This is a genomic window from Herbaspirillum huttiense, from assembly GCF_004367745.1.
Classification (GTDB): Bacteria; Pseudomonadota; Gammaproteobacteria; order Burkholderiales; family Burkholderiaceae_D; genus Herbaspirillum; species Herbaspirillum huttiense.
The window spans coordinates 2,535,855-2,553,304 of record NZ_CP037993.1; the positions used below are offsets into that span (position 1 = coordinate 2,535,855).

A 17,450-nucleotide genomic window follows, 5' to 3' on the forward strand; every position below is an offset into this window, starting at 1 on the left:
TTCTGTATAATTCGCTTTTGCGCCTATAGGAAACACTATGCGTCTTCTCCAAAAAGCACTCACGTTCGATGATGTGCTGCTCGTTCCGGCCTTCTCGGACATCCTCCCCAAAGACACTTCCCTGACCACGCGCCTGACGCGCAACATCTCGCTGAACATTCCGCTGGTCTCCGCGGCAATGGATACCGTGACTGAAGCCCGCCTGGCCATTGCCATGGCGCAAGAGGGTGGCATCGGCATCATCCACAAGAACCTGACGCCCAAGGAACAGGCGCGCGAGGTTTCCAAGGTCAAGCGTTTCGAGTCCGGCGTGGTCCGCGACCCTATCACCATCCCCCCCACCATGAAGATCCGTGACGTCATCGCGCTGTCCAAGCAGCATGGCATTTCCGGCTTCCCGGTGGTGGAAGGCAAGGCGCTGGTCGGCATCATCACCAACCGCGACCTGCGTTTCGAAGAAGAACTGGACGCAGAAGTCCGCGCCAAGATGACCCCGCGCGACAAGCTGGTCTACGTCAAGGAAAACGGTTCCAGCGCCGATCCCGAAGAAGCCAAGCGCCTGATGAACAAGCACCGCCTGGAGCGCGTGATGGTCGTCAACGATGCCTTCGAACTGCGGGGCCTGATCACCGTCAAGGACATCGAAAAATCCACCGAACACCCCTTCGCCTGCAAGGACGAACACGGCAAGCTGCGCGTGGGTGCCGCCGTCGGCGTCGGCCCGGACAATGACGAGCGCATCGAGCTGCTGGTCGCCGCTGGCGTGGACGTGATCGTGGTCGACACCGCCCACGGCCACTCCGCTGGCGTGCTCAACCGCGTCAAGTGGGTCAAGACCCGCTACCCGCACGTGGAAGTCATCGGCGGCAACATCGCTACCGCCGCTGCCGCCAAGGCTCTGGTGGAGCATGGCGCGGATGCGGTCAAGGTCGGTATCGGCCCTGGCTCCATCTGCACCACCCGTATCGTCGCCGGTGTCGGCGTGCCGCAGATCTCGGCCATCGCCAACGTCGCTGAAGCCCTCAAGGGTACTGGCGTCCCGGTGATCGCCGACGGCGGTATTCGTTTCTCGGGCGACGTCGCCAAGGCGCTGGCCGCCGGCGCTTCGGCCGTGATGATGGGCAGCATGTTCGCCGGTACCGAAGAAGCCCCGGGCGAAGTGATCCTGTATCAAGGCCGCAGCTACAAGTCGTATCGCGGCATGGGTTCGCTGGGTGCGATGGCTGACGGTTCGGCCGACCGCTACTTCCAGGACGGCGACAACACCGCAGACAAGTTCGTGCCGGAAGGCATCGAGGGCCGCGTTGCCTACAAGGGCTCCGTGGTTGCGATCCTGTATCAGCTGGTGGGCGGCGTGCGCTCCTCCATGGGTTACTGCGGTTGCGCCTCCATCGACGATTTCCGCGAGCGCGCCGAGTTTGTCGAGATCACCGCGGCCGGCATGCGTGAATCGCATGTCCATGACGTGCAGATCACCAAGGAAGCCCCGAACTACCGCGCCGAGTAATTTTCGATGCGGCCACAGCCCGACAGTCCACCGGCCTTGTGCCAGGCTGTCGGGCTGTTGATCTTTTCAGAAGTCCATTTTTAACGTAGCCAGACCTCACTGCCCATGTCCACGCATTCGCATTCGAAAATCCTGATCCTCGACTTCGGTTCCCAGGTGACCCAGCTCATCGCTCGCCGCGTGCGCGAAGCCGGTGTGTTTTCCGAGGTATTCCCGCATGACGTGACCGACGAGTTCGTGCGCAACTACGGCGCGGCCGGCGTCATCCTCTCCGGCGGCCCCAACAGCGTCACCGAAGGCGACACGCCGCGTGCCCCGCAAGCGGTCTTCGAACTGGGCGTGCCGGTGCTGGGCATCTGCTACGGCATGCAGACCATGGCCGAACAACTGGGCGGCAAGGTCGAAAACGGCCACCTGCGTGAATTCGGTTACGCTGAAGTGCGCGCGCACGGCCACACCAAGCTGCTGGACAACATCAGCGACTTCACCAATGCGCAAGGCCACGGCATGCTGAAGGTGTGGATGAGCCACGGTGACAAGGTCAACGAATTGCCCGCCGGCTTCAAGCTCATGGCCTCCACGGGCAACTGCCCGATCGCCGGCATGGCCGACGAAGAGCGTCGTTTCTACGGTGTGCAGTTCCACCCGGAAGTGACTCATACGGTGCAGGGCAAGGCCATGCTGGGCCGCTTCGTGCACGAGATCTGCGGCTGCCAGTCGGACTGGAACATGCCGGACTACATCGCCGAAGCCGTCGAGATGATCCGCCAGCAAGTGGGCAGCGATGAAGTCATCCTGGGCCTGTCGGGCGGTGTCGACAGCAGCGTGGCGGCAGCGCTGATCCATCGCGCCATCGGTGACCAGCTGACCTGTGTGTTCGTCGACCACGGCCTGCTGCGCCTGGACGAAGGCAAGATGGTCATGGAAATGTTTGCCAAGAACCTGGGTGTGAAGGTGATCCATGTTGACGCCACTGCACAGTTCATGGGCCATCTGGCGGGCGTGACCGATCCGGAAGCCAAGCGCAAGATCATCGGCCGCGAATTCGTGGAAGTGTTCCAGGCCGAATCGGCCAAGCTGACCAGCGCCAAGTGGCTGGCCCAGGGCACGATTTATCCGGACGTGATTGAAAGCGCCGGCAAGGGCAAGAAGACCGCCCACACCATCAAGAGCCACCACAACGTCGGCGGCCTGCCGGAAACGCTGAACCTGAAGCTGCTGGAGCCGCTGCGCGAACTGTTCAAGGACGAAGTGCGCGAACTGGGCGTGGCGCTGGGCCTGCCGCCGGAGATGGTGTATCGCCATCCGTTCCCGGGTCCTGGCTTGGGTGTGCGTATCCTGGGTGAAGTGAAGAAAGAGTACGCGGACCTGCTGCGCCGTGCTGATGCGATCTTCATCGAAGAACTGCGCAATACGAAGGATGACGATGGTCAAAGCTGGTACGAGAAGACCAGTCAAGCGTTTGCCGTGTTCCTGCCGGTGAAGTCGGTGGGCGTCATGGGTGATGGCCGTACCTACGAATACGTGGTGGCCTTGCGTGCGGTGCAGACGCAGGACTTCATGACGGCGCACTGGGCGCACCTGCCGCATGAACTGTTGGGACGCGTGTCCAATCGCATCATCAACGAGGTGCGTGGCTTGAACCGGGTGGTGTATGACATTTCGGGGAAGCCGCCGGCGACCATTGAGTGGGAGTAGGGCTGGTTTCTAACCGATTGATTTAATTGGTTTTGATAAATGCCATTGATGACTATTTTAACGTCATCAATGGCATTTTTCATGGCGCTTTATTCGGTCACGCGCCAAGCGAGTGCCAATACCATAAGCTCAAAATTTGGCGCTTCATGGTATTAGGGCTATCGCTGGTGTAGTGGTTATATAACTTGCTCGAACTTTTAAAATTGGTTGGTATTTTGAAAATTCAAAGAAAGCGAATTTAAGGAGTCCATGGCACCCTCACTTGAAGACTTACTAAATGACAATCGACTGACTCGGCTTTTCTCAATTGATGCCGGCCATTGCGCACTGCAATTGTGGATATTGCAGATTAAATCCGGTCAATCAACAGAGAATCGTGTGGTTTACGGTCGTCTTCTTCCTTACAGCCATTCCAGTAATAGCTGGTCCTACAGCAATAACGACGATTTCCAGAGCATTGGTCAAGCAAAGGCGAAAGTCACTAGAATTAATCTATATATCAGAAGTGGCTGTTGTACGGAGCTTTTGCGGCTTTTTTGTGAGGGTAAGTCAGTATCCGAAGTCAGCGAAGTGTTGAAATTGACGCTGCCAGATGGATTTGAAAAGCAGTTTGGAGCTACGTCGCTAGGGATTGGTAATCAAATCTACCGACCAGTTGCCTACCTGCTAAACCGCGACGCATATGATCGGGTATCGATCTCTAGTCCGCATGGCGCAGCTGGCGCATTTAGTGCCTCAATTGCCCAGGCCAACAAGAAGGCATTATTTAGTCTGGGTGATGTCTATGATCCAGCCTTGACGGCTATGGTGGTCAAGTATCTCAATGCGGAAACTGGATTAGATTTCAGTGGTTCTGATATTACGAGGTTTGGCGACCTTGAAATGCTGGTCTTTCCCACGCTTAATGATCACGAGCAGAGCTTGCTGAGTGTGAGTTGGGTGGATTCTCCGCGTACTTTGGTTGCACGGTTCAATCCGCTACAGCTGCCGCATTTTGATGGTTTCCAATTTCGCCTGAGCATTAGCAATGATGGTCAAATCGTCTATTCAGGCTTGGCTGTTGCTATTAGGGAAGAAGCTGGCGAGTTCGTGTGCAAGTTTGAATTAGGTGATCAACTGCGCGAGAGAACCGATAGCACCGAACTGGAAATATTTGGATTCCACGGCGATTGCCCCACCACAAGCTTGTTGTGCTGCCGCTGGCGGGTCGAATATATCCGGGAATTAAATTTTCAGGGGCACGTTGTGAGCCACGGCGGCGGTCAGGTCAAGTTTGATTGGCTAGAAAAGACTGTTCGCCCCTCAGAATCGGCGCGGGCGAAGGCTGCCGTGACCATTAATCGCGGCGATCATAGATTCGGCAATAGCATTGGCGGGCGTAAGGCGGACCCTTGGGTGCCGGTCAATCGAGACCTCGTATCCCTTTTCACGCGACTTCATCCACCAAAGTCGGAGGGGCAGTTTCTCTTGCGCTGGGGTAAGGAAGATCCCGAGAGTCGACTGAAATTTATTGAATGGTTCAAGACTCTTCTGGCCAAGTACCAACAACACCAGATTGTCATCTTCGATCCTTACTTCGAGGATGCAGGATTAGGTCTGCTTTTAATCTGTGCAGCACAGAATGCAACCCACATTGTTTTCAGATCATTACCAAAGAAACGAACCAAAGAAATAGAGCCTGAGTCGAGCACTCTTGAAGAGCCTGGCCTGAACGGAATTAAAAACTTGCTGAAAAGCTGCGAGAACAATCGGCAACTGCTCAGACGTCTGAAGCTTCGCATCTACGGATTGAAGGAAGGTAAGCTGCATGACCGTTACATCTTGATTGTAGGGAGTGATGGTCTGCCAGTCGCAGGGTTCAATCTGTCTAACTCTTTTCAGAAAGCTGCTGAGAACTACCCATTGCTGATCACTCCGATCCCTGCGGACATTTTGCTCAATGTTGAACAATATATGTCCGACCTCATGCAAGAGGCAGGGGCTACGCAGATCAGAGACGAAACAGAAGATCCTTCTATACAGATTCTCTTTGACTCTATGGAATCGCCAACGGCAGGGCAAAACTACGAGCCACCACACTACCTTGACAATCACCAGGCAGGCGACGTTCTGAGCCAGTGGATCGGTGAGGAGTCCTTGCAAGGCTTGAGCGGTGATCCGTTGAAGGAGCGAATGGCGGTATTAGGCCTACTTACTGATGAGTCACTCGCTCTTTCAGACACGACGGGCCTGCACAATTGTCTGCGTCAGAAATCGGGTAACTTCACGGACTTTATGGCTACCTGGGAAGTAATCGGTGACGTGCTCGCTCATTCACACATAGAGGAATACCGCTTATGCGAGCTCGAACCAGAACCAGAACGTGGTTTTCTGGAATTTTTGGCGCGTTTTCTTGAGGCATCGTTCAACCGTACTCATAACGAGTTCGGGAAGGAAGTGATGGTGATAGAGGCCCGGTTCTTCCAGATGCCGGTCGAAACGTTGTTACAAAGCTCTTATCACCCGCATCATTTATTCCATCCGATAAAATACACAGTCTTGACTTGGACGGAGTACTACACAATTAAGTTTTTGTGGTGGTATGCCCCAGACGCTCTACTGTTGATTGTTGAAGCGCAGATGGCTAGCGTAGCCACGGAACCTCAGGGATCGGATACGGTGCGGCTATCCCTAGTGAGTCAAGTCGTGAGCGAGATTGCGTTGACGGTGCAGTTCGGCGCCAATGCGAGACAGCGGGACCGGCTCGTTCGAAGCAGCAGTGGCCTGCTGCAATGGATGGGATTATGTGCGATTGAGACCCAACTGGAAAAGCCGGGAGGCCTCAATGCCGTGTTGCAGTTGGTAGCTACCTTTGACTACCCCGAGCGGGTCCGTGCTCTGGGCTGGATGGCTCATCATATGGCAATGAATCCGCAGAAGAGCGATCTGTACAAAGGTCTAATTGCGGCACTCCACGAAACGTTGCCTCCAGACATCCCAGCCGAAGAACTAGCGCGTTTGGTCAACTCAATGCGCGGGCATATGCAGCAACTGGCTTGGGTTGAGCCTTGGTTGTTCCGAGATGTGATCTTTCCCTTGTTGCAAAATAGTCGCGCCCACTACGATGATGCCTCCATCATATGGAGTCAGGAGCTGGCTGATATGCTGGAACCGAAACTGATTGATCAACCGCTATTGTTTGACCGAGCACGTGAGGGGCAGACAACGAACATCTCCGCGTTCCTCTTTGCCTACAGTAGCCCCACACGACAGCAAGTCATATTGAAAGCAATGCAGGACATCCTTAGACGGCAGCAGCGGGTTTTGCAACAACCTCTTGCAAGTACCTCGAACTGGACTCGATGGGATCGCGCTCTCACAGTCTCACTATGGTTATTGGCCTTCTTCAGATGGGGTGAATTCTATCTCCGCCAACGTTGCTCTACTGATCACAAGTTAGAGGAACTGTCTTTAAATGCACGAGCGCTGGCCATGGTCAGGCCGATGATTGAATGGCGATTTGATGTGGCTGGAAAGCTGGGCGAGCTCGCTGCGTTTCTAGATCAAGTGGATGAACTCTTGGGCACATCCGATGGGCAGAAAGACGGTCTCCAATAATCTGAACAGATGCAAAAGTACGGTATTTTTCATGGAATCAATGCATCACAAGATCGTAACCTATTGATTTTTAATGATTAAAGATCATGAATTACAATAAAGTGGGAATGATCCTGCGCCCGGCACTGGCGAAGAGGAACTCGCGCTCTGCATTGATTGACTAAGTACGGGTATCCCGTATAATTCGATCCATGCGCACCGTGATCGAAACTCCGACCTTCCAGAAGCAGGCCGAGAAGCTGTGGTCAGAGGATGAGCGACTGGCCTTCATCGATTGGATTGCGTTGAACCCGCTGGTCGGGGATGTGATCCCAGGTGCTGATGGTGCACGCAAAGTTCGCTGGAGCCGTTCGGGATCAGGGAAGTCAAGCGGCGCGCGGGTGATCTACTTCAACCTGACGGAGCAGGAAGTGGTGTTGCTGGTGACGGCGTATGCGAAGGCCGAACGCTCCAACATGCTTCCCGCTGACATCAAGAAGGTGGTGTGACATGGGCATAAGCAAAATCGACGTTGAGAAGGTGGCAAAGGCTATCGAGGCTGATGCCGGTGAGGCTCTTCCCGATCTGCGGCAAGCACTTGCAGAGGCGAAGGCAGGGGTCGGGCGTGTCACAACCCCGGAGCAGATCATCGTGCGTCAGGCACGGGAGAAATCCGGTCTGACGCAAGCTGCTTTTGCCGAGCGCATCGAAACCCCGGTAGCGACATTGCGCGATTGGGAGCAAGGACGGTTCGCGCCACCAGGAGGAGTGCTATGTCTGCTAAGGCTGATCATCAAGCACCCCGAGTTGTCCGAAGAGTTGAGCGTCGTATGAAGTTTCCTGAACCTGACCACTCTGAAAAAACCCGCTGAAGGCGGGTTTTTTCATATCCGGAGGGCGACCGTGGCGCGCTATCATTGGCTTCGCCCCATTGCTCCGCTGTTTCGGGCAAAGGCCTGGCCTTGAATCTTCATATCGCCCCTGAACCTCATGCCCTCACCGCAAATCCACTTCCGCTGCGATCCTGCGCTGATTGACCACCTCCCACGTCCCCGCCTGGCCCGCGAGCTGATCCCCGACTGGATCCGCAGCATGCCGGCCAAGGCCTTCTCCGCGCTGCATGGCCGCGATATCCGCACCGTCAAGCAATGCCCGCCCTTCATCGATGCGATGGCCCATGGTTTCATGATCCTGCTGCCCTGCGACGTGCACGTGGACAAAGGCAGCTTCAGTTGGGATTGGGAAGCCCCGGCGACCACCGTGGAGGGCCATCCGCGTGCGCCATTGAGTTTTCATCCGCCCGCGCAGGTCACCGGCACACCGTTCGAACACGGCGATGCGCTGGTGCTGAAGTTCAACAGCTTCTGGACCATCGAACTGGAACCTGGCTGGTCACTCTTCGCGACGCATCCGGTGAATCGCCACGACCTGCCGTTCCGGCTGCTCTCAGGACTGGTGGATGCGGACCAGTTCCATGACGCCGGTATCAATTTCCCTGCCGTCTGGACCGATGAAGAGTTTGTCGGCGTACTGCCCAAAGGCATGCCGGTCGCGCAATGCATGCCCGTGCCGCGCGAACGGCCCGCGCTGCACTTCGATACCCTGGAAGGGGAGGCCGCCACCCGCTACAGCCAGACCGTCGCCGACGTGCTGGCCGCCCCCAACGTCTACCGCAAACAATACCGCCAGCGCAAATAGCCGCTTAAGGGCGTCCCGGCAGGATGGTCGGTGTGGCGCGGGGCAGGGTGCGTGGATAGTCCTGGCTGAAGTGGAGGCCGCGGCTTTCCTTGCGCATCAGGGCGCTGGAAACGATCAGCTGCGCCACATCCACCAGATTGCGCAGCTCCAGCAGGTCGCGCGAGATGCGGAAGTTGGCGTAGTACTCGTCGATCTCTTCCTTGAGCAGGCGGATGCGGTGCTGGGCGCGTTCGAGACGCTTGTCGGTGCGCACGATGCTGACGTAATTCCACATGAAGCGGCGCAGCTCGTCCCAGTTGTGGGCGATCACCACTTCCTCGTCGGCATCGCTGACGCGGCTTTCATCCCATTGCGGTACCTCGGCGATGCGCCAGGTGCCCGCTGACAATTCCCGCTCAATATCCTCGGCGGCCGAGCGGCCCAGCACCAGGCATTCCAGCAGCGAATTGCTGGCCAGGCGATTGGCGCCATGCAGCCCGGTATAGGCCGTCTCGCCGACCGCGTACAAGCCTGGCAGGTCGGTGCGGCCGGCCATGTCGGTCACCACGCCGCCGCAGGTGTAGTGCGCTGCCGGCACCACCGGGATGGGCTGGCGCGTGATGTCGATGCCGAACTCCAGGCAGCGCGCCTGGATGGTCGGGAAGTGCTCGCCGATGAAGGCCGGGCTTTGATGGCTGATGTCCAGGTCGACATGGTCCAGCCCGCGTTTTTTCATCTCGAAATCGATGGCACGCGCCACGATGTCGCGCGGCGCCAGCTCGGCACGCTCGTCGTGTTCCGGCATGAAACGCTGGCCCGCCAGAGCACCCGCCGAAGCCGGCAGCTTGAGCAAGGCCCCTTCGCCGCGCAAGGCCTCGCTGATGAGGAAGGATTTTGCGTAAGGGTGATACAGGCAAGTCGGATGGAACTGGATGAATTCCATGTTGGCCACCCGGCAGCCGGCACGCCAGGCCATGGCGATGCCGTCGCCGGTGGCTGAATCGGGATTGGAAGTGTAGAGATACACTTTGCCGGCCCCGCCCGTGGCCAGCACCGTGCGGCCGGCCGCGATGGCCAGCACACGGCCGCTGGCGGTGTCCTGCACATGCACGCCCAGGCAGCGCGGTTCGGCCTTGGGATCGAGCTTGCGCGCGTGGATCAGGTCGATGGCGCAGTGATGCTCCAGCAGCGTGATGTTGGGGTGGGCGCGCACGCGCTGCTCCAGCGTCACCTGCACGGCGTGGCCGGTGGCATCAGCGGCGTGGATGATGCGGCGCTGGCTGTGGCCACCTTCGCGGGTGAGGTGATAGCCCAGCTCGGCGCTGTCGTCGCGGGTGAAGGGCACGCCCTGCGCGATCAACCATTCGATGGCCTCGCGGCCGTGTTCGACGATGTAGCGGGTGGCGCTTTCATCGCACAGGCCGGCACCGGCCACCAGCGTATCGTCGATATGCTGGGCATGGCTGTCGCCCGAATCAAGCACGGCGGCAATGCCGCCTTGCGCCCAGTTGCTGGCCCCGTCCAGCAGCTCGCCTTTGGAAACCACCACCACCTGATACTTCTCGGCCAGGTGGAGCGCGACGGAAAGACCGGCCAGACCGCTGCCGAGGATGGCGACATCACACTTCATGATCGTGAGCAAAGCTGCTGTTGTGGAGGGAGACGGTGATTATAGCGGCATGCCGTAGGCATATCGTTTATATCGTTTCCGGCACAAGGGTGGTGCTTTTGCCCGCCCAAATCAAAACGGGCCCCGATTTTCGTCGGAGCCCGTTCATGTCATGCGACTGAGTGCAAGATCACTGCGGAATCACCGGCTTGACCTTGGCCGCAGCCTGCTTGGCGCGGATGCGTGCGGTTTCGACGCTGTCACCGGAAGCCAGGGCCACGCCCATGCGGCGGCGGGCGAAGGATTCCGGCTTGCCGAACAGGCGAATATCGGCACCCGGGATGCGCAGCGCCTCAGCCACGCCATCGAAGGCGATGCCACGTGCGTCATGCTGTCCGTAGATCACGGCGGAAGCACCGGGGCTCCTGAGGGCAGTATTGACCGGCAGGCCGAGGATGGCCTTGGCGTGCAGTTCGAACTCGCTCTGCACCTGGCTGACCATGGTGACCATGCCGGTGTCATGCGGACGCGGGCTGACTTCGGAGAACCAGACCATGTCGCCCTTGACGAACAGTTCCACGCCGAACAGGCCCAGGCCGCCGAGGTTCTCGGTGACCTTGCGGGCGATGTCGCGGGCTTTTTCCAGAGCGGCGCTGGGCATGGGGTGCGGCTGCCACGACTCGACGTAGTCACCCTTGACCTGGACGTGGCCGATGGGGTCGCAGAAGCTGGTGATGGTGTCGCCGTTTTCGTTGAGCGAGCGCACCGTCAGCAGGGTGATTTCATAGTCGAAGTCGATGAAGCCTTCGACGATCACGCGGCCGGAGTCGACGCGGCCGCCAGCGGCGGCGTAGTTCCAGGCGGCTTCGATTTCATCGGGGCCGTCGATCTTGGACTGGCCCTTGCCGGAAGACGACATGACCGGCTTGATCACGCAGGGGAAGCCGATCTGGTCAATGGCCGCCTTGAGTTCGTCCAGGCTGTCGGCAAAGCGGTAGGGCGAGGTTGCCAGGCCCAGGGTTTCACCGGCCAGGCGGCGGATGCCTTCGCGGTTCATGGTCAGCCAGGCAGCGCGCGCGGTCGGGATCACGCGGGCACGGCCGGCTTCTTCCAGCTTGACCAGGGTCTCGGTAGCAATGGCCTCGATTTCGGGCACGATCAGGTCGGGCTGCTCCTGCTCGATCAGTGCGGCCAGGGCGGCACCGTCGGTCATGTTGATCACGTGGGCACGATGGGCGACCTGCTGGCCAGGCGCGTTCTCATAACGGTCAACGGCAATGACTTCCACGCCCAGGCGTTGCAGGGCGATGATGACTTCCTTGCCGAGTTCGCCGGAGCCCAGCAGCATGACTTTGGTAGCGGAAGGAGACAGCGGAGTGCCGAGTCGGATTGGTTTTTTCATATCGGGGGGAGTGTGTCAGCGGGGGGCGCTGATGCAGTGCGAGAATCGATCACGGGCGGACGATACCAAATCTTGCAGGGTTTGGACAGTCGCAATATACCTAGTTCTGGCAAGAAGTATCGGCGAAAAATTGCTTATTTTTCTTTTGGGAAATGAATTTCGGCTACGGTACCGAAGCGGATCGAACAACGTCGGTCTTTTCTCGCGGTTTTGCAGCGAATGAACGCAACCGAGCACGTTTCCTGCGAGACGGGATTTTGGCGCTGGACGAGTTTGAATTGTTGCGCCAAATTCGGCTATCTCAACATAAAAGAGAATATCCCTGTCCAAGACAGATCAACCGCCATTTCTTTCGAGCAAATCTTTGGCGCCCACCTTGCGCGCTGCTCAGCAGTCCAGCTCCAAGTCCAGCATCACCCCCGACAAGGCCTTCCCATGCGCATCCAGCGCCAGTGACCGGGTAACCCCTCCGCCCAGCGCGTGTTGCATCACGAAGTTCAGTGCCCCCAGATGCGGCAGCGCGTGGCGCACCACTTCCCCATGGACCACGCCGGCAAAATGCACACGCACGCGTTCGGCCGTCAGGGTACGCTCCAGCAGCGCATAGTCCTCCTGCCGATAGGCGATTACGGAGATATTCGATATGTCGCCTTTGTCTCCGGCGCGTGAATGAGCAATCTCTCTGAGCAGCATCTCAGGCCTCCTCGATGAAAACGGATGGATGCACCAGCGTGCGCGGCAGCAGCAGCGACAGCACGGCGATGACTTCGCGGGCCGACTTGGTGGCGCCGCCGCCACCGGCCGGGCCGTTGGTATAAAGCGTCTCGACTTCATTGCCGATGCGGACCGCCTCTTTCATGCTGGCCGTGCGGCCGGTCACACGCAGGCGGACTTCGTGCGGCTCGGGCGCATGCGCCGACATCTGTTCACCGGCAATGGCATTGATGCCGATCAGGTCCACGCGCAGTTCTTCAGTCAGCACGCCGGTAAGCGCCAGCCGCTCGCGCACGATCTCGCCGGCCAGTTGCGCACGCGCTTGCGCGCCCGGCCCGGCATACGAGATCTGGCCTTCGCCAATGAAACTGTCGCGGTAGCCCAGCGTGGTCTTGAGCGTCTGCGGTCGCGCACGGCCGCGGCCGCCGGTGACGGCGACGCGGTCCGGCCCGACTTCTTCGATGCGGACTTGCGAGAAATCGGCAATCACATCCGGCGTGAAGTAGGCGCTCGGATCATGGATCTCATAGAGCAATTGCTCCTTGCAGGTGCGGGCCGTGACTTGTCCTCCGGACCCTGCCACCTTGGTGATGACGGCACTGCCATCAGCCTTCACTTCGCCAATGGGAAACCCGAGCCGCGCCAGTCCGGCCACGTCCTTCTTGCCGGGATCAGCAAAATAGCCACCGGTAATCTGTCCGGCGCACTCCAGCAGGTGGCCGATGAGGGTGCCCTGGCCGAGCTTGTCCCAGTCATCGGCGGCCCAGCCGAATTCGTGTACCAGCGGTGCCAATACCAGCGCGGGATCGGCCACGCGGCCGGTGATGATGACCTGGGCACCGGCCTGCAGGGCTTCGACGATGGGGGCGATGCCCAGATAGGCATTGGCCGAGATGAGGCGGCTACCGAGGGAAGCGACCGGCTGGCCATTGTCCTCGATGCGCCATTCGTCCTGCTGCACGGCCTCCAGCACGTCGTCTCCTGCCACGGCTGCTACCTTCAGTCCGCTCAGTCCCAGTTCACGCGCGATCTCGCGCACGCGTTGCGCCGCCGCCAGCGGATTGGCCGCGCCCATGTTGGTGATGATGCGGATGCCCCGGGTGGCGCAGGTCTTGAGTACCGCATGCATGCGCTCGGCCAGCAGCGGGTCGTAACCCTTGCCCGGGTCCGCCAGCCGGGCTTGCTGGCCGATGGCGATGGTGCGCTCGGCCAGGCATTCGAAGATCAGGTAATCCAGCTGGCCGTGTTCGGCTAGTTCGGCGGCCGGCTCGATGCGGTCGCCTGAATAGCCGGCACCGGCGCCGATGCGCACGGTGCGCTGTGGATCTTGGGTCATGCGCTTCTCCAAAACAGGGTGTTGCACTTCCGGTGGCCCGCGCTCAGAACAGCGGGAACAGCCCCAGTATCACGCAGGCGATGGTCATCACCACGGAGGCACCGAAGAGGAAGGGAATGGTGTATTTCTGGTGGTCCGCCAGTTCGATCCCGGCCAGGCCGCATACGAGGAAGGTGGCGGGCGTGAGCGGGCTGACCGGGAAACCGGTCGTCATCTGGCCCAACAGCGCCGCCTGTGCCACCTGGATGGTCGGTACGCCCAGCATGTGGCTGACCTCGGCGATCACCGGCAGCACACCGAAGTAGAAGGAATCCGGATCGAACAGCAGCGACAGCGGCATCGACAGCACCCCCAGCACCACCGGGATATGGCCGGCCATCTCGGGCGGCACGAAGCCGACGGCAGTCTTGGCCATGGCCGAGAGCATGCCTGACTTGGTCATGATGCCGGTGAACACGCCCGCCGCAAACAGGATGCTGGCCATCAGCAGAGCCGCCTTGGCGTGGGCGTCGATGCGCTCGCGCTGCATGGCCACGTCACGGTAGTTGATCATCAGCGCCAGCACCACGCCGATCATGAACATCACCACCGGATCAACCTTGCCGCTGATCATCACGCCCAGCACGAAGACCGTCAGCACGATGTTGGCCCAGAAATTCTGCGGGCGACGGATCTTCAGTTGTGCTTCGCTCAGCTCATGCTGCTGCACGAAATCGACCGTCGATCCTTTGCCCAGCCCGAGCCGGCGCTCTTCCTTCAGGCCCAGCAGATACGAGGCGATGAACACGAACGCCAGCCCCACCAGCTGCACCGGCACCAGCGGCGTGAAGATGTCCGAGACCGGGATGTGCAGCGCCGCCGAGGCACGGATCATCGGGCCGGTCCACGGCAGGAAATTCACGCCCGCCGCCATTGAGGCCACGCAGGCCAGGATGCGCTTGTCGATGCCCAGCCGCGTGTACAGCGGCAGCATGGCGGGGATGGTGATGAGGAAGGTCACCGCACCCGAACCATCCAGGTGGATCAGCAGCGCCAGCAGCGCCGTGCCCGGCACGATGCGGGTAGGGCGGCTGCCCACGGTCTTGAGGATGCGGCTGATGATCGGGTCCAGCATGCCGGCATCGGTCACGATGCCGAAGAACAGGATCGCAAAGACGAACATGCCGGCCACCGGCGCAATGGCGGTCACGCCCTGCACGATGAACTTGGAGGTCTGCAATCCGAAGCCACCGACCAGCGCGGCAATGATGGGAATGGCGATCAGCGCCACCAGGGGCGACATCCTCTTGGTGAGGATGGCCGTGAACAAGGATACGATCGTGACAAAGCCGAGCAGGGCCAACATGCGTGTCTCCGGTTTTTTTGATGTGATGTTCTTGTCGTGTCAGCACATCCGGTACCGGTTCGTTCTTTTTTGTGCTTCAGCTTCTGTACATGATTCCGTACAGGGTGCGCGGATGTGAGCAGGGCGAGTGTAGGTGGCGGCTGATTTTGTTGTAAAGTCGCTTTTTTCGATTGATTGATCTGCCTTTCCGCATAATCCAATCCGGCTTTCGACCATGCATGCCAACCTGTCCACGCGCCTGCTGCACGCCTTCCTGGCCTTGGCCGACTGCCGCCATTTCGGCCACGCGGCCGAGCGCTGCCACGTGTCGCAGTCCGCCTTCAGCGCCATGATCCAGAAGCTGGAAACAGCAACCGGCGCGCGCCTGTTCGAACGCGATACCCGCAACGTGAGCCTGACGCCGGAAGGTGAAGTCTTTGTCGAGGTGGCACGCCAGCTGGTCGCAGACATGGAGGCGGCGCTGGCGGACATGAACGATTACGTCGCACGGCGCAAGGGCAGGGTAGCCATCGCGGCCTTGCCATCGCTGGCGGCGGGGTGGCTGCCGCCGGTGCTGGCGGCTTACCGGCAACGTCATCCGGGCGTGGCGGTGGAGCTGTTCGATGCCATATCGGATCAATGCCTGGACCTGCTGCGCCAGGGCAAGGCCGATATCGCCCTTACCGCGCCGGGCCCCAATCTGCTGGAGTTCACCACGCAGCCCCTGTGCGCCGACCCGTTCTACCTGGTCTGCCGCAAGGACCATGCGCTGGCCGGCAAGCGCCGCATCAAGGTGGCCCAACTGGCCGGGTGCGAAATGATCCACCTGGCGCGCTCCACCAGCGTGCGCCAGCATCTGGATGCCGTGCTGCGGCCGGGCGCGGTGATCCACACCGGGCTGGAGGTCGAACACCTGGCGACCCTGGCGGCCCTGATCGAAAGCGGCTTGGGCGTGAGCGTGGTGCCGGAGCTGACGCTGTTCCAGTTCCGCCTGCCCAATCTGGTGGCCATCCCGGTGGACGCGCCCGAGCTGGTGCGGCCGCTGCTGATCGTCACGCCCAAGGAGCGCAGCCTGTCCATCGCCGCGCAAGGCCTTCTGGACCTGGTCCAGGCCAAGGCGCGCGCTGAAAGCTCACCCCCCGCGCGGCGCGGCCGCAAACCACAGGCTTCCTAGAACAATTCCATGGCCGGCAAGTCCGGCTCGCGCACCAGGTGGCGGTGCTCCTGTTCCACGTAATCGATGACCACCTGCGCGATCACCGTGGCCGCCTCATGCGCGGGCAGGATCACCGTGGTCTCGCCCGCCATTTGGGCCAGGGCCGCATTGCGCCGGTCCACGGCGTACTGGACGCGCTCCACGCATTGCCGCACTACGTCCTGGAACTGCAGATGGCCCAGCATGTTGCCGGTGGTAGCGACTAGTTCCTCGCCGTGCGCCATCATCTGCGCGTATTGCTGGTCACTGGTATCGCGCACGTGCTCGAAGCTGCTACGCAGCCTGCCCACGGCCTCGGCGGTGGCGGCGATGCGATCGAGGTCGGCCGCCGACTGGGCTGTATTGCCGCCCAGTTCGTCGTGCAAGGTCTTGCGCACTTCCGACAAGGTAGTGCGAATCCGTGCCGCTGCGGTATGCGAATTGGCTGCCAGGTTGCGTACCTCCGAGGCGATCACCTTGAAAGCCGCGCCTTGCGGGCCGGCACGGCTGGCCTCGATGGCCGTGTTGATCGACAACAGGTGCGACTGCGTACTGATGCCTTGGACGCTCTGCGCCAGGTCCGAGAGATTGTCGATCTCCACGGCAATGCGGCCGATGCTCTCGACGTCGCGGCGCATGCGTTCCGGCAGGCTCTTGAGGAATTCCGTCATGGCGACCAAAGCATCGACCGTCTCCAGCATCTCGTCGCGTACGCGCTCGTTTTCCTGGCTGGCACGCTGCATGCGCTCCAGCAGTTGCGCAGAGCGGTCGCAGAGGGCGCGCGCTTCGCTCATGATGGCCAGCGAGGAATTCTCGGTCTGCTCCACCGCACCCTTGAGGCGCACGGCGATTTCTTCGTCGAGTTGCATGCTGGCCACCAGGGCGGCCTGGCAGGTCGGTCCCGGTTCCACCGGCATGTGCGGCTGGGCGCGTACCCGGGTGCGCAGGGCGTGGATGATTCCCATGTCAGGCTCCCGGCAGCACCTGTTTGACGATCTTGAGCAGCTCGGCGCCCGGCACCGGCTTGACCATCCATCCGCTGGCCCCGGCACTGCGGGCTTCATCGCGCTTGGCCTGCTGGCTCTCGGTACTGAGCACCAGGATGGGCGTGAAGCGGAAACCCGGCAGGGCGCGCGCCTTGCCGATGAATTCGATGCCGCCCATGTTGGGCATGTTGATGTCGGTGATGATGAGATCCGGCTTGGGCGCCTGGCCCAGGCGGGCCAGGGCGGCCGCACCGTCGTTGGCCGTGATGACCTTGAAGCCGGAAATTTCGAGATTGTTTTTCAGGCTCAGGATCATGGTGCCTGAATCGTCCACTACCAGGATGGTCTTGCTCATTTGGGTACTCCTTGCTGGTTGATGCTGCTTGTCTGGTTTGTCTGGTTTGTCTGGTTTGTCCGGGTCGTTGG

Annotated in this window: 14 protein-coding genes; 7 read left to right on the forward strand and 7 right to left on the reverse strand. The window is 60.1% G+C overall.

All coding sequences use genetic code 11. The features are described 5' to 3' along the window. Nucleotides 1–37 precede the first annotated feature (37 nt). The 6 genes from guaB (at nucleotide 38) to E2K99_RS11550 (ending at nucleotide 8,479) form a co-directional block, all read left to right on the forward strand. Complete coding sequence (gene guaB / locus E2K99_RS11520) at nucleotides 38–1,507, forward strand: IMP dehydrogenase (protein WP_121040026.1); 1,470 nt, start codon at nucleotides 38–40, stop codon at nucleotides 1,505–1,507. Between the two features lie 105 nt (nucleotides 1,508–1,612). Further along, nucleotides 1,613–3,205 (forward strand): glutamine-hydrolyzing GMP synthase, encoded by a 1,593-nt coding sequence (gene guaA, locus E2K99_RS11525; protein ID WP_134222283.1) that lies wholly within the window; start codon nucleotides 1,613–1,615, stop codon nucleotides 3,203–3,205. Between the two features lie 249 nt (nucleotides 3,206–3,454). Further along, nucleotides 3,455–6,802: a VPA1262 family protein gene (locus E2K99_RS11530; RefSeq protein WP_134222284.1), complete on the forward strand. Its 3,348-nt coding sequence runs from the start codon at nucleotides 3,455–3,457 to the stop codon at nucleotides 6,800–6,802. 191 nt (nucleotides 6,803–6,993) lie between these two features. Beyond that, a complete protein-coding gene (locus E2K99_RS11535) occupies nucleotides 6,994–7,290 on the forward strand; it encodes a DNA-binding protein (protein WP_134222285.1) in 297 nt (98 codons plus the stop codon). A 1-nt stretch (nucleotide 7,291) separates the two neighbouring features. Beyond that, nucleotides 7,292–7,615, forward strand: a complete 324-nt coding sequence (locus E2K99_RS11540) for a helix-turn-helix domain-containing protein (RefSeq protein WP_134222286.1) — start codon at nucleotides 7,292–7,294, stop codon at nucleotides 7,613–7,615. Nucleotides 7,616–7,771: 156 nt separating this feature from the next. Beyond that, on the forward strand, nucleotides 7,772–8,479 hold the full coding sequence (locus E2K99_RS11550) for a hypothetical protein (protein WP_205703775.1): 708 nt from the start codon (nucleotides 7,772–7,774) through the stop codon (nucleotides 8,477–8,479). Between the two features lie 4 nt (nucleotides 8,480–8,483). On the opposite strand, the gene nadB is transcribed toward E2K99_RS11550, so the two are convergent. From nadB to E2K99_RS11575, 5 genes are all read right to left on the reverse strand, one after another. Further along, on the reverse strand, nucleotides 8,484–10,088 hold the full coding sequence (gene nadB, locus E2K99_RS11555; RefSeq protein ID WP_134222289.1) for an L-aspartate oxidase: 1,605 nt from the start codon (nucleotides 10,086–10,088) through the stop codon (nucleotides 8,484–8,486). A gap of 169 nt (nucleotides 10,089–10,257) precedes the next feature. Beyond that, nucleotides 10,258–11,469: a formate-dependent phosphoribosylglycinamide formyltransferase gene (gene purT / locus E2K99_RS11560; protein WP_134222290.1), complete on the reverse strand. Its 1,212-nt coding sequence runs from the start codon at nucleotides 11,467–11,469 to the stop codon at nucleotides 10,258–10,260. 387 nt (nucleotides 11,470–11,856) lie between these two features. Beyond that, complete coding sequence (locus E2K99_RS11565; protein WP_134222291.1) at nucleotides 11,857–12,162, reverse strand: AtuA-related protein; 306 nt, start codon at nucleotides 12,160–12,162, stop codon at nucleotides 11,857–11,859. 1 nt (nucleotide 12,163) lies between these two features. Beyond that, the gene (locus tag E2K99_RS11570) at nucleotides 12,164–13,519 is read right to left on the reverse strand and encodes an acyclic terpene utilization AtuA family protein (protein WP_134222292.1); all 1,356 of its coding nucleotides are present in this window, start codon (nucleotides 13,517–13,519) and stop codon (nucleotides 12,164–12,166) included. A 43-nt stretch (nucleotides 13,520–13,562) separates the two neighbouring features. Next, nucleotides 13,563–14,864, reverse strand: coding sequence for a CitMHS family transporter (locus E2K99_RS11575; RefSeq protein ID WP_134222293.1), 1,302 nt, complete (start codon nucleotides 14,862–14,864; stop codon nucleotides 13,563–13,565). A 214-nt stretch (nucleotides 14,865–15,078) separates the two neighbouring features. Here E2K99_RS11575 and E2K99_RS11580 point away from each other — a divergent pair, with 214 nt between their 5' ends. After that, the gene (locus E2K99_RS11580) at nucleotides 15,079–16,017 is read left to right on the forward strand and encodes a LysR family transcriptional regulator (protein WP_134222294.1); all 939 of its coding nucleotides are present in this window, start codon (nucleotides 15,079–15,081) and stop codon (nucleotides 16,015–16,017) included. Here E2K99_RS11580 and E2K99_RS11585 read toward each other — a convergent pair. Further along, nucleotides 16,014–17,003 (reverse strand): methyl-accepting chemotaxis protein, encoded by a 990-nt coding sequence (locus E2K99_RS11585; RefSeq protein WP_166675059.1) that lies wholly within the window; start codon nucleotides 17,001–17,003, stop codon nucleotides 16,014–16,016. The two genes, E2K99_RS11580 and E2K99_RS11585, sit on opposite strands and share 4 nt — an antisense overlap. Nucleotide 17,004: 1 nt before the next feature. Then, entirely contained in the window at nucleotides 17,005–17,379 is a 375-nt protein-coding gene (locus E2K99_RS11590) for a response regulator (RefSeq protein ID WP_034309554.1), read from the reverse strand. Between the last annotated feature and the right edge of the window lie 71 nt (nucleotides 17,380–17,450).